Genomic DNA, 12,782 nt, shown 5'->3' with positions numbered 1-12,782 from the left:
AGCTCGGCACATGGCTCGACAACGTACGGAAACGGGCTGGCAGGCTCACCGAACAGCGCCGAGCGGACCTCGACCAACTCGGCATGCGCTGGTAGGGGTGGGCGTGCAGGAACCGTCCTTTGACCGGACGGGGGTTGTTCTTCGCTGTTCTGCCGGACGTCCTGGTGCCGCTCGGGCCAGTCTGGGTGCCGGGTAACAGGTGGAGGGGTGCGGATGTCTGATGGTGGCTGTGTTGTCCATGTCGGCGGTGTGGTGCCTGGGGTCTTTCGCGTCGCTCCTCTTGCCGGGGAGGTGACGTCGTCGCTGATCGGCCGTGTCGCGGCCTCCTACGGGATGGAGGCGAAGGCCCTGTGGTCGTGCTGGCGGTGGCGTGGTTCGCGGCCCCGGCATGAGGGCGGGGGTGTGCGGGCTGATGGCGAGGTGGTGTTGAACGCGGCGGGGCGGGAGGTTCTGGCCCGGTTGTGCGGGGTGGGGCAGGAGGTGCTGGGGCGGGCGTTGCCGTCCTGGGGAGGGGATGATGCCGAGTTCCCCGCCGGGGAGGGTGGGGAGCCGTTGGCGGTGTGGCGTTCCGGGGGTGCGGTGGTGGGGCCGGTCGCGTTCGGGTGCCGTCTGTGTACGGCCCGCCGTGCTCTCCCGGCCAACCGGCGCTGTGGCACGCTGAACCACCGCCGGTGTCCGGGAGGGGCCGGGTCCGTACCAACGGGCCCGGCCTCTCAGGTGTCACGGCCGGGGCAGGTCCGCCTCCCGTACGCCGTGGAGGTGGACCAGGGCGTCGAAGGCGCGGCCGAGCGCCAGGTCGTAGAGGGGGTAGTGGTCGTTGAACAGCGTGCCGATGCTGCGGGTGGGGCGGGCGGTGTCCAGCCAGTCGCGCGCGGCGGGGGCGGCGGTGCGCAGGTCGGCGTAGTAGTCGCGGTGGCGGACCTGGTCGAGGGTGTGCTCGTTGGTGCCCGGGGCAGCGGCGCCGACGGTGAATTTCTTCCAGTCGCCGCCGATGGGGGTGGAGGTGGCGAGGAAGGAGCCCTGGTCGAAGGTCATGCCGATGGGCAGGTAGTTCCGGCCCAGCGCGTCGCGGAGGAAGGAGCCCTGGGTTTTGGGGTACATCGCGGCCGTCCCGGCGATCAGGCCGAGGTGGTCGTTGTGCGCGGAGACCAGGATCTTGTGGCCGGTGCGCTTCTGCCACCACAGGACGTTGCGGGCCATGGCCTCGTCGCGGAGGCGCTGGAAGTCGGGCATGGCGGCCGGGTTGCTGGGATCCGCGGTCAGGAACCGGGTGGTGTCGGCGACGGAGCGGGCGTTCTGCACGGCCAGTTCATGGGCCTGGCGGTCGCGCCCGCGCGCCGCGCTGATCAGCTGGTGCGCCTCCTGGGCCCGGTCGGCGAAGAGCTGTCGCTCGGCGAGCGGCTTCTTCAAGTACTCGAAGACGTCGTCGACGGGGCGCAGCCCGGCGTAGAGGTGGTCGACGCGAGGTGCCAGCGCGGGGTGGTGCCGGTGGACGTAGCCGGTGATCCGGCCGAAGAGGTCGTCGGTCATGGACGGGCCGGAGAGGTCGTTGCCGACGAAGTGGACGGTACGGGTGGGGTTGCGGCGGTTGTGGTCGCGCATCCACTCGATGAGGCGGACGAATTCCTCGCGATCCCAGGGGGAGTTAGTGAGGTTCTCCTTGGCGATCTTCCGGGCGTTGCCCTTGCCGGTCTGGAGGTACTCGTCGATCCTCAGTCCGGCGGCCCAGCTGAACTCGAGAGAGAAGGCGCGGAATCCCTTCTCCTCGACGAGGTAGCGGAAGAGCCGGTCCTTCATGGTGAAGAACTCGTGGGAGCCGTGGGTGGCCTCGCCCATGCCCACGACCTTCGCGCCGCCGATCATCGCGCCGAGGGCTCGCAGATCGGTGGTCTGCGAGCCGGGTTCGGTGGAGCACAGCGGGCGGGCGATCCGTTCCAGCTCGCGGACGACGGGGTCCTGAGCCCGGGTGGCGGTCGCCGTCGGGGTCTGCTGGGCGGTCGGGGCCGCCTGCGCCACCGCGGGGGTGAGGGTCATTGCCATCGCGCTCGCCGCCGTGACGCGCATCGCCCTGCGGCCGATGCGCGGGGGGTGGTGACTGGTCATGCTGGTGTGCTCCTTGGGTTCGCTACCGGCGACGTGATGAAGATCCTCACCCGCGGTCCCCTGGTGGCGCAGTGAACGCTGCTCCCCCGTTTCTGGTGGAGTGAACTCCACCAGAAGGTCGGCGACCCGGTGGCTTTGTTCACGGGTTGTGGTTCTGGCACAGATCTTGGGGAGCCGTCGCGGAGGGTGATGGCACTGTTCGATTGAGAGGGTTCAAACCCCGGTTGCTCGATCTGAAGACCCAGTTCATACCCTCCGCACATAACTGATGATCCGTTCCAGTGCCGGTGTGTCCTCTGCCATGACTACGGCGACCGGGACGAAGTGGACCGCATGGATCTGACGGTCATCGAGCACGTGCAGCAGCACGGATGGCACGTCCTGATGGTTCCCGAAGACGAGATCGGTCCTGGATTCGCCTACACGATCGGCCTCGCGCACACCCACGGCGGACCTGAACTCGCCGTGTTCGGGCTCGTTGAGCTTGTGGCCGGCGGGAAGCCGGCCTCTCGCGGCCGTCCCGTGAGCCGGGTCATCTGGGCGGCTGGTGTCCCCCGAAACCGATCGCCACCCGCTCACTCGGCCGCTACCGTGCCGCACGTGAACATCTTCGAGGCCGACCGGAGCAGGCCGTCGGCGGACGACGTGGCGCTGCTGGCCGAGGGCTCTGCTTTCGCCCAGCGCCTGCAGGACTTCGGGCCGAAGAGGGAGGGCGCGGTTGCGCTGGGTCTGCTGCGCGACGTCTGCGCCATGCTGTGCGAGCCGGAGGGCCGCCAGGAGCCGTACGTCATCGCGCAGGCGATGTGCCGGGTCGCGATCGAACGGCTGATGGAGATCGGTGGGAACGACTTCGAGGGCCTGCAGGCGGCCCGGAATGAGGTCACCAGGTCCCTCAGGGCCGTCTACGAGACGGACGGCTCGCTCAAGGCCGCGACCCCCCTGGACGGTCTGATCGCCGCCTTGGATTCCCTGCCCGCGTTCCCTCGCACGGTGGAGGCTGGCACTCTCCGGCAGGCCGTCGTCAAGCTGCTCAGCGCTCGTTCCAGGGCCAAGGACAACGACCACCCGCTGTTGTCGGCGTTCGGCGCGACCCAGAAGGTGCTGGACGCCGTCGACGGGCTCGGCCACGCGGTGCCCGGGACGCTGGCCGCCGGGCACCCCTTGACGATCGTGCTGCGCGAGCTCCACGGGATCCGCTCAGGTGAGGAGTTCCGCCGTCAGGCGCTGCTCGACCGGCGGGTGGAGGCGGTCGGCGCGGCCTACGCGCGGCTGTGCGAGATGGAGGGCCGGCAGGGCTCCTACCGGATCATGCAGCTGACCAAGGTGGTCCACGACGAGACCGGCCGGGCGCCGGGCAGGGCTGAGCAGGAAGCGTTCCGGGACTGGACGAAGCAGTACGGCATCGGCTCCAAAGTCGTGCACCCGGGCCACGAGGCGACCGCGGTGACGGCGGTCGCGATGCTGCACGACTGCCTGGCTCTGGTCCAGGAACTGGTGGCCACCGTCGTCGACCAGGCCCCCGAGTGGGTCGAGCTCGGCACGGTCACCTCCCCGACCCCTGAACAGGTCCGGAAGGTCAACGGCCTGCACAACCCCTCCGCGGCCCCCTACCTGTTCGGCCGGTTCACCGGCTGGGAGTGGCTGGAGAACCTGAAGGACGTCCGCCTCCTGCCGGAGGAGGACCGGTGGTCGGCGCGGCCCTACTTCGAGCGCCTCGCCGAAGAGGACCCGGCCCGCCTGGTCAGATGGCTGAACGAGGGCAGGCGCCTGGAGACGATCTGGCGGACCGGCCCCGGAGCCAGTGCCGAACTCGTCCGGCTGTGCCAGCACCTCGGCGGGTGCGGGGCGGCCCTGGTCACCGGAGCGCTCAGGGCGCATCCCACCGACGCCGTGCGGACCATGGCGGTCTACTGGGCGCAGCAGACCCTGTCCGTGCACCGGGACGGCGCATGGGTGGAGGCGGCCGTCAAGGCCTTGTGTGTCGGGTCGGACGGCTCTGCGGCCGACCCTTGGAACATCCGCACCGTGCTGGCCCAGCTCCTGGAGGCCGGCCGGACGGGCGGCCCCCAACTGGCCCGGCGGGTCCGCACCGGTCTCGCGGCTGTCCTGGCCTCCCACCTGGCGGTCGAAGGTGTCCGGGGGCAGTTGCAGATCAGTGACGACCTGCGGGCGCCGAGCCTGGCCGGGGGCCGGGAGTTGACGGGGGCCCGGTTTGCCGCGGCGGCCTGCGTGGAGTTCGCCCGTACCGAGTTCAACGAGGGCGGCACCGCCCTGGCGGTGCGGACCGGTGCGTGGACGGCCAAGACCCTGGGCGGGTGGGAGCGCGAGCGGCTGATCGCCGTTCATCTCGTTGACGTCGCCGGTGCCGGGCCGGTGGAAAGCGCGTGGTGGACTGCCGCCTTCGGGGTGCTGGCCCGCCTGCACGCCATGCCCTACCTCACCCCGGACGTCGGGGAGTTCGTCCAGGTCGCGATCGGCACCTGCCCGCCGGCAGGCACGGCCGAGCTCGAGGCAGCCCTGTCGGAGGGCTTCGGGCCGGTGCCCGGCCCGGAGGCACTGCAGGCGGCCCGCGCCGAACTGGCCGACGACGGCGCCCGTCTCGCCCGCGTACTGGCCTCCGTACTGGGCGGCAGGGAGGTGCTGGCCGGCCTGCTCGGCGAGGACGGGACCGACGTGGCGGAGGCGGACACGCAGGAGACGGAGTGGGAGTCCGCGCTGCCGCCCGTCTGGCGGACCGTCCACTGTCTCTCCGAGGTGGCGCCCGACCCGGTGATGGCACCGTGGCGCCCGGTGGTGGACCTGCTGGCCGAGTTCACCGGGCCGCCGCCGCCCCTCACCGAGCCGCTGATCAGGATGCTGCCGTACCCCGACCGTGGCGAGAGCACCGTGACCGACTTCGTCGCCCGGTGCAAGGAGCACGGTGTTCTCGCGGGTGCCGGAGAGCTCGCGGCCCGCGTACCCTCGCAGGGGCACTACTTCGAGCGCGTCGACCTGAAGATGCTGGAGGACGCCGTCTTCGCGGACTCCGCTGCCTGGGCGGCCGACGTCGAAGCCGTCACCGCGGCGCTCGGCACGTTCGACCTGTGTACGGTCTACCTGCAGAGCCTGTACACCGTCTGGCAGGCCGCCGGGTTCACCGGCGCCGACGGACGCCCTCTCACCGCCGCCTGCACCACGGCGTGCACCGCTGCCTGGGTGCTGAAGGCCCGGCTCGACGCGGGTGACGGCAGCGCCGACCCCGCCATCGACGAACGCGCCCGCTCCACGCTGGTCCATCTACTGCGCCAGGCCTGGGTGCTCGGCGCCGATCCCGGCGTGGACGAGAGCGCCGCCGTCACCCGGCTGACGGCCACCGTCCGGGCCTGGACCGAACCCGTCTCGGTGCGCGACGACCCCTACACCACCGCGACCGCCACCTCCGGCGGCCTCGCCCTGACCGCCTTCCTCCAGTGGGCCGTGCGCCGCGCGGCCGACACCGGCCGCCTGCCCGCCGAAGCCGACACCCTGCTGACCGGCCTCGTCACCGACGGGCGCGACGACCGCGCCCTGGCCGCCATCGGCGCGGCCCTCACCCCGCTGCGCCGCCACGCCCTGCCCTGGTACACCGCCCACCGGGCCGCCCTGCTCGACATCACCGCGCCGGCCGCCCCGATCCACACCTGGCTGCGCTCGCTGCGCTGCCTCGGCGACGACGAGTACGCCGTGCTCGGCGACCTCGACCCCGGCCAGACCGTGAACTACCTGCGCACCGGCGCCCCCGAGGAGGTGTTCGACCGCTTCGCCGCCACCTTGCTGCGCTCCCCCGACACCTTCGGCCCTGGGTTCCTCACCGAGCTGATCACCGGCAGCGGCGGCCCAGCCGCCGTCTCGACGCTCCTGGGCGACATCGCCCGCTTCCTGCCCCGCGAGGACGTCGCCGGTCCCCTCCCCCTACACCAGCGTGCCTTCCAGCTCTGGGACCAGGTCCTGGACCTCGCCGACGGCAACCCCGACCTCGCGGACGCCGTCGCGGGCGCCGGCCACTTCGCCTTCGCCGAAGGAGTCGACCAGCGCCGGTGGCTGGCCCGCACCCTGCGGACCGTCAGCATCGGCCCGGACATCAAGTTCCCCGACCGGGTCGCCCAGCGGGCCGCCCGCAGCGCCCAGGAACCCGATGCCCTGCGCATCCTCACCGTGCTGGTCTCCCGAATCGGCGGGGACGACGACCGGATCGACTACCGCCGCCACGCCGTGATCCGCGCCGCACAAGACGCCGTCGACGCCTCCGAACCCGGCGCCGCGGGCCGGGCCGACCTCGGGCAAGCCCTCGGCCGGTACGCCGACGACGTGGAACGCGCCACCGCCTAGTGACGACGACGCCTTGCCTCGGGCTCCGACCTGCTCACAGGAAAGGGGCTGCCCGACGGCGCCGATGCCTGATGCGGTGGCTACCGCCAACTGTACGTCCGATCGTCCATCGGCGGCAGCGTCGCCGCGGTAGCCGTCGTGCCTGCGGCCAGTGCAGCGAGCAGCGGTCCAGCCGCCGGGTAGAGGTGGAATCCGGCGGCGTGGGCCAGGGGGAGCCACAGGACGCGGTTGGCGTCCTCGGCGTCCTGCTCGGTGGAGCCGGCGGACCACGACGTCGGTGCCGGGCCGGGTGGTCAGCTGTTCCTGGAAGCCCAACAGCCGCGGCGCGGGGAGACCGGTGATGAGGAGAGGTCGAGTGGACACGGCGTGACCGGTGTCCTGCGGCGGGAGCAGCGGATATCGGATGATGTCGGCCAGGGGTGTCGGGGCTTCGGTGAAGTGAGGGGCGGCTCATAACGCAGGTCCAGGTAGCGAGCGGGCGGGTGACGGGGCGGGTGTGGACCGTGCGTCCACACATCCAACAACGTGACAGCGCCGTTGACCCAGAACCTCCGGAGATGAACGAAGTCAGACGGCCATCCGGCCCTGTCGTCACAGGTCGGGTGTGCAACGCGGCTCGGCTCGAGTATTGCAGCGAGTGCCCGGGGGCCGGCTACCAGCGGCGCGGGATGGTCGGCCGGGCCTCCGCCAGGACGATGCCGGTCGCCGGGTCGCGGTGCACGGGAACGTACAGGCCCCAGTCGGCGCCACCGGCCGTGAGCCAGCCTCCGGCCCACGGGGCGTCGGTAGTCTCCAACTCTGATCCTGCCGCCCGCTGCCGGGGGAGGCGGGACGAGGGCCGGGGCATTGTCCGGTGTGGCTCATCCAGGAGCTCTCCACGGGAGAGAGTTCTGCGGCGTTCGGGGGTGCTCATGCCGAGTCAGGAAGCATACTGACGCGGTGACAGACTTACTGCGCACGGACTCCGATGACGGCTGCATCTGGGGCCGCTCCGCCACGCGGGTTCAATCCGCCCGAGTCCTAGCCGAACAAGCCCTGGCCGACAGGGATGCACGAGCACTCGAAGAGTCGGTCGCGCTGTGGAAAGCCGTCCTGCGAGACCCCAGCGTCCCCGATCCGCTGCTGCCGCTCCTGGAACTCGTGCACGTGGAGACCGGCGCATGCCTGGTGCTGGATGATTCGGGAATGCTGTCGAGGGCCATCGGCCGTATGGAAGACGCCATGGCGCGCTCCCCAGAAGCGCTCACTCGGGTCGACGTCCTGCGGGCCCGGCTCACCGCCTACGGGATCCGCGCTTCAATGACCGAATCCACAGACCCCGCCCGTTCGGCGGGGGACTGGTTGACGGTCTCAGGCATCGCGCGGTGCCTCGCGGAGTCGGCGGTGGACGGCAGCAGCGAGCAAGGCCGGTTGGTCGAGACCATGGGCCGAGCCCTCCTCATGCACTACGAGCTGGCTCTCGTGCCGGGGTCCCTGAGCGAGGCAGTCACCGCGCTGCGCCGGGCCGTGTCCACCCTCACCAGTCCCCGGCTGAACGCCGCTGATGCCTGCTACCTGCTGGGGCGCGCCCTGCGCCTCCGCGGTGAACGAGATCGCTCATCGGAAGATCTGAACGAGGCGGTCGCCCTCCTCGGCAGAGCCGTCGCCGAGGCGGATTTCAGCGGGCCGTCCATGATGCCGTTCCTGTCGAATCTCGGCTTCGCCCATCTCGCCCGGTACCGTCTCGTCGGCGATCTCGACTCGTTGAACGACACGGTGTCGGCCCTGGCACGTGCTGTGGCTGCCTCCACCGACCCAGTGGAGTCCGAGCACCGACTCCAGAACCTCGTCAACCTCGTGGGAGAGCGGATACACGTAGGCGGCTACGCACATGAGCTGCTCAGCCACATTGCGCTCGTGGAATCGCATCTCACTCCCTACGGACTGCCCAAGCTCGCCGGCTGGCTGCTGCTCAACCTGGCGCTCAGGGCCTACGACCGCGCCGTTTCAAAAAGCTTGGTGCACGACTACCTTCTGACCGTGGTGATCCTTCGGCGGTGCGCCCTCTTGATCCCTTCCGACACGACCACGTTCGACGGCCTGCAGACACCCTCGGGCAAGACCGTGAGCAGCGACGAGCTTGTGCGCTTCGCCTGGACGCTTGATGGTTTGAAGGCGTTCTTCTCCACGACCGGTCTGCGTGACTCCTATGCCGACGTCCTCACTGGTGTGGCCGAGGGCATCGGGGAATACCTGATGTCCAACGGGGTCGGCACGCAAGCCACGATGGCGGGGCACATGGCCGCCGACTACGAACTCACCCTGTTCGTTCACCTGGACAATCTTGGTGTCACCTATGCCTGAGGAATTCACTGCGATCGGTTTCGACAACGACTCCTACCTCAACTACCTGTCCGACGAGTCGTCAGAACCCCCTTTCCCTCCAGGATCCATCCCCGATCTTTCGCCGTGGGAAGAGGTCCGTGAGCGCCAGTCACTGATCTACTTCGTCCTGCGGTCCGTGGCGATCCTCGGATCAGCCGCGGACGAGGCGGCCGTGCAGGCCCATCGCCAGTGGCGGCGGTCCGCTCTCGATCGCGCGCTACGCCTGCACTGGTGGACAGAAGAAGGGCATCCCTTGCCGCTGCCCACCTGGGCGGAAGAAACAGTCGTGCAGGTCCGCGATCACCTTCGTCCCGCCTTCCCCCGCGTCGATGACATTGAGGTCGTCGTCACCCTCGACCCTCGCTTGTACGTCCGCGCACACCATTCGACGCGCCAGATCCGGTTGTCCCTGGTCACCCGACAGCTGTGGCACACCATCGACCTACTCCTCTGGAACGCTGTGAGCGTGCGGCAGGAACTGATACGCACGATCGGCAGCAACGCCGCGCTGCCGAATCCGTCCTACGAGGTTCTTCTTCCGTTCCTGCTGCCGCTGTACCGCAACGTCCGCTGGGACCAGATCCCCATGATGCGGATCCGTTCAGAGCTGGCCGGGGGAGGAGCCGTCAATGCCGCACGGATCCAGATGACCTTCATGATTGCCCACGAGTTTGCGCACCTCCTCCTGCACGAAAAGGGCAGATCAGGTCCGGATCTGGAGGCCGAAGCCGATCGATTCGCCTACGACGTACTCTTCAGGAACCCCGTCGAGAACATCCCCCTCGGCGACATCTGGATGGCGATCCGCTGGCTGTTCGAAATCCTCGCAGTGGAAAAGCTGCTGGCGTGGCGCCTGGCCGGCGAAGAAGGGACCTTCGCAGTCACCGAACCACCACAACAGACCCTGATCCACCCCTTCGTTCGATCTGCCGGCCCCTCGAGCACCGACATCGTCCTGGGAGGCGCCGGGCTCTACGTCATACAGTCCATGCGCCGTCAGCTGGCAGCTGCGAGCGCGCAGGCCGTACGGCAAAGCGCTGCCCGCTGGGAAAGCACCCTGACATCCGAAGAAGCCAACCGCCCACCTGCGCACGCCTCGCCCATGTTCCCCGACCCCTCCCCGGAGGTATGAATGACCATCATCGAGCTCGACGTGGAGATCGACCCTCACGACTCCGGTCTTCCCGGGTCGGCGCTGATCGACGTCGAAGGACATGACTTCACCGACCACGGGATCAGCCTCAAGGTGGTGGCCGTCGAGGAGGGACACGGCTTCGGCGTCTCGGAAATCGTCACCATTGCCCTCTCGATCGCGGGCGGCGTAGCCTCCGACGTCATCGCGAGCTCTCTCAAGTCGGCCACCCGCGGGGTGATTCGCCGCGTCCGCTCGCGACGGTCACGCAGCGACGGAAGCATCGAGGGAATCACCGAGCTCATCGACCGTGAGCGCCGGGAACCCCCGCAGACCGACTCGGAACGCAACCCCGGCTAGGGAGTGTGTTGAAAGTGGATCAAGCAGTCGCCGACTCGGCGAATCAGGGGCAGCACGTACCCTCAAGGCCCTGATCATTTGCGCTTGGAGGAGTCGTATGAGCTTGGATCTGGTGCCCGTCGACCGCGAGCCGGCCGCCGGGGCTGTCCTGCTGACCGGCATCCCCGGGAGTGGGAAGTCGACGGTGGCCACTGCGCTGGCCGGCCGGTTCCGGATGTCGGCCCATATCGAGGTGGACGCACTCCAGCAGATGATCGTCAGCGGCGGGCAATGGCCCTCGCCGACCGCGAACGCGGAAGCCGACCGGCAGATTTTCCTGCGGGCCCGCAACGCGTGCCTTCTGGCGGACAGTTTCGTGCGGGCCGGTTTCATCCCGGTGCTCGATGATGTCGTGGTCCGTCGTTCCCACCTTGACTTCTACCGCACGACGCTGGCGGCCGTGCCACTCCACGTCGTCATCCTGGCTCCCGGCCCGGCAGAGGCATGGCGGCGCAACCAGGCTCGGGAGAAGGCCCTGGCCACTGACTGGTCGCCACTGGATGAGGCGATGCGCTCCGAGCTCGGGGAGCAGGGAACCTGGATCGACAACGCTGCGCAGACGGTTGAAGAGACAGTCGAAGCGATCCTGACTGCGACCAGTCTGGCCTCCAGTTCTGAAGTCGATCAGCCTCTGCGATGATCGCCAGGTGGCGCGTGGAGATCTGACGGATACCCAGTGGGACCGGCTGGCTCCGTTGCTGCCCGGGGGCAAGAAGCCGGGACGTCCACCGATACGGACAAGACGGCAGCTGATCGACGGCATACGGTTTCGGACCCGCACTGGCGCCCCATGGCGAGATGTCCCGGAGAGGTACGGCCCCTGGGGCCGGGTGTACGACTTGTTCCGCCACTGGCAGCGGGACGGGACCTGGCAGAGCATCCTTGCCGAACTGCAGGCCCAGTCGGACGCCAAGGAACTCATAACCTGGGACATCAACGTCGACTCCACCGTGTGCCGGGCCCACCAGCACGCCGCCGGGGCGCGGAAAAGGACCCCCACGACCCGCAGGTCGAGGAACTCGCCGCGCAGCACTGCGCCCACCACAAGGCCCTGCTCCAGGCCATTGAAGCGGCCGGATTGGACGTGGCCGAGGAGAAGCTCTTCGAGACCTACGACGCCGAGGCGAGCGGCGAGGAGGACGTCCAGATGAGTGCCTTCGAAGCGGTAACCAAGATGCCCTATGGCTTCTCCGCGGCCCGGACGCGGTGCATGGAACTCACGGCACGGCTCCTTTGACGGGGACCTCTCCGCAGGCAGCTGATCGCTGGTGTGGCCGTGCGCTGTTGGAGCCGGTACCGGTCGTGCCCCGCCGATGCCGGGACTGCGGGGACCGGGGCACCACCGTGGCCGGCGGCCGCCGTGTCGACCGGGTCCACGGCGCATGCGGCTCCTGCTGCGAGTGCTACTGCCCGGGGCCGACCGATGACCGGTACCAGCCGCGCGGCGACCTGATGCAGCAGCAGTGCCCCGGCTGCCGGGTGTGCGTGGGATGCCACTGCGGCGAGTAAGCACGATGCACTCAGGCCCCACCCGGACCCGGCTCGCGCGCGGCCCCGCCGACGCGCAAGGGACTGGCCGGCTTCGTTCCGGGCCAGCGGGATCGCACCCCTGTGCGGGCTACCTGGTGGCCGGGAGGGGTTCTGTGAGGCGGTCCAGCCGTGTGTAGAGCGCCTGTACGAGCCGGGCGCGGTTCTGGGCGCAGCGGGCGGTGCCTTTCAGTGGTGCGGTCAGGCGTCGGTCGGCTTCGTGGAGGACGATTTCAGCGAGGGCGCCGCGGCCGTCGTTCTTGGGAAGCGTGGCGGCGTGGCGGCGGATGTCGGCGGCCACTGCGCGGGCGTGGCCGGTGAGTTGGAGGGCGATCTGTTCGTAGTCGCGGGGTTCGAGGTTGGGGTTCTTCCATGCGAGGACGGCGGTGACGAGTGCTTCGTGCGGGGCGCGGTCCAGCGGGAGTTCGGCCTCGATCAGGCCGTGGGGGTCGTGGAGCACGGTGTGCGTGTCGCTCATCGGCGGCCCGCGTCGTCCTGGTCGTGGTCGCCGGGGCTGGCGTCCAGGGCCTGGGCGGCAAGCAGTCGGGTGTAGGCGCGGTTGGGCGGGAGGTATGTGGCGAGGATGCCGGTCGGGTGGTGGGCAGTGCGGAGGCGCTGCGCCGTGCCTCGTGTATCGGTGGGAACGGGCTGGGTGCGGTGGGTGTCGGGCACGGGTCTGTCTCCCTCAGAGGCGGGCTGTTGGTGTCTTGTTTCCAGACAACCGCTCGGGCCGGGGCGGGGTGCATAGCGAAGTCGCGGTTTCTGCCCACCCTTTCCCTAGCGACTTGACTGTTCGTTGACCTTCGGCGGGGCGAGGCTGGGTTCTACCGTGAGGGGATGGCACGTGCACGGAACGAGGCGTTCGTCGCCTGGATGGAGCGCGAGGGGTGGTCGGCGCCGGCGCTCGCGA

General features: G+C 69.6%; 10 protein-coding genes and 2 pseudogenes. 8 read left to right on the top strand and 4 right to left on the bottom strand.

The window, feature by feature from the left end; genetic code table 11:
- Positions 1 to 720 precede the first annotated feature (720 nt).
- Positions 721 to 2,103 (bottom strand): erythromycin esterase family protein, encoded by a 1,383-nt coding sequence (locus ACGF8B_RS41950; protein WP_392748181.1) that lies wholly within the window; start codon positions 2,101 to 2,103, stop codon positions 721 to 723.
- A 333-nt stretch (positions 2,104 to 2,436) separates the two neighbouring features.
- Between ACGF8B_RS41950 and ACGF8B_RS41945 the strand changes: the two are divergent.
- Positions 2,437 to 2,583, top strand: a pseudogene (locus ACGF8B_RS41945) (DUF4262 domain-containing protein); the annotation flags it as partial.
- Positions 2,584 to 2,703: 120 nt separating this feature from the next.
- Positions 2,704 to 6,450: a hypothetical protein gene (locus tag ACGF8B_RS41940; RefSeq protein ID WP_392748184.1), complete on the top strand. Its 3,747-nt coding sequence runs from the start codon at positions 2,704 to 2,706 to the stop codon at positions 6,448 to 6,450.
- Positions 6,451 to 7,102: 652 nt separating this feature from the next.
- Here the strand turns inward: ACGF8B_RS41940 and ACGF8B_RS41935 are convergent.
- Positions 7,103 to 7,246, bottom strand: coding sequence for a hypothetical protein (locus ACGF8B_RS41935; RefSeq protein WP_392748179.1), 144 nt, complete (start codon positions 7,244 to 7,246; stop codon positions 7,103 to 7,105).
- A 143-nt stretch (positions 7,247 to 7,389) separates the two neighbouring features.
- Between ACGF8B_RS41935 and ACGF8B_RS41930 the strand changes: the two genes are divergently transcribed.
- The 6 genes and pseudogenes from ACGF8B_RS41930 (at position 7,390) to ACGF8B_RS41905 (ending at position 11,582) form a co-directional block, all read left to right on the top strand.
- The gene (locus ACGF8B_RS41930) at positions 7,390 to 8,793 is read left to right on the top strand and encodes a hypothetical protein (RefSeq protein WP_392748177.1); all 1,404 of its coding nucleotides are present in this window, start codon (positions 7,390 to 7,392) and stop codon (positions 8,791 to 8,793) included.
- Complete coding sequence (locus tag ACGF8B_RS41925) at positions 8,786 to 9,946, top strand: ImmA/IrrE family metallo-endopeptidase (RefSeq protein ID WP_392748175.1); 1,161 nt, start codon at positions 8,786 to 8,788, stop codon at positions 9,944 to 9,946. Before ACGF8B_RS41930 ends, ACGF8B_RS41925 begins: the two co-directional genes overlap by 8 nt.
- The gene (locus tag ACGF8B_RS41920; RefSeq protein ID WP_266738523.1) at positions 9,947 to 10,306 is read left to right on the top strand and encodes a hypothetical protein; all 360 of its coding nucleotides are present in this window, start codon (positions 9,947 to 9,949) and stop codon (positions 10,304 to 10,306) included. It abuts the gene before it with no gap.
- A 97-nt stretch (positions 10,307 to 10,403) separates the two neighbouring features.
- Positions 10,404 to 10,985: an AAA family ATPase gene (locus ACGF8B_RS41915; RefSeq protein ID WP_392748173.1), complete on the top strand. Its 582-nt coding sequence runs from the start codon at positions 10,404 to 10,406 to the stop codon at positions 10,983 to 10,985.
- A gap of 7 nt (positions 10,986 to 10,992) precedes the next feature.
- Positions 10,993 to 11,298 (top strand): annotated as a pseudogene (locus ACGF8B_RS41910) (transposase); the annotation flags it as partial.
- Entirely contained in the window at positions 11,298 to 11,582 is a 285-nt protein-coding gene (locus ACGF8B_RS41905) for a hypothetical protein (protein WP_392748183.1), read from the top strand. The pseudogene ACGF8B_RS41910 and the gene ACGF8B_RS41905, both read left to right, overlap by 1 nt.
- A gap of 381 nt (positions 11,583 to 11,963) precedes the next feature.
- Here ACGF8B_RS41905 and ACGF8B_RS41900 read toward each other — a convergent pair whose 3' ends face one another.
- Entirely contained in the window at positions 11,964 to 12,350 is a 387-nt protein-coding gene (locus ACGF8B_RS41900; RefSeq protein WP_392748172.1) for a DUF6415 family natural product biosynthesis protein, read from the bottom strand.
- A complete protein-coding gene (locus tag ACGF8B_RS41895) occupies positions 12,347 to 12,544 on the bottom strand; it encodes a hypothetical protein (protein WP_392748170.1) in 198 nt (65 codons plus the stop codon). Before ACGF8B_RS41895 ends, ACGF8B_RS41900 begins: the two co-directional genes overlap by 4 nt.
- Positions 12,545 to 12,782: the final 238 nt, after the last annotated feature.

The sequence above is a fragment of the Streptomyces sp. NPDC047917 genome (genome assembly GCF_043204345.1).
In the GTDB taxonomy this organism is placed as follows: Bacteria; Actinomycetota; Actinomycetes; order Streptomycetales; family Streptomycetaceae; genus Streptomyces; species Streptomyces sanglieri.
Note: the sequence above shows the minus strand (reverse complement) of the source record. Positions and strands in the feature narration are given on the sequence as shown.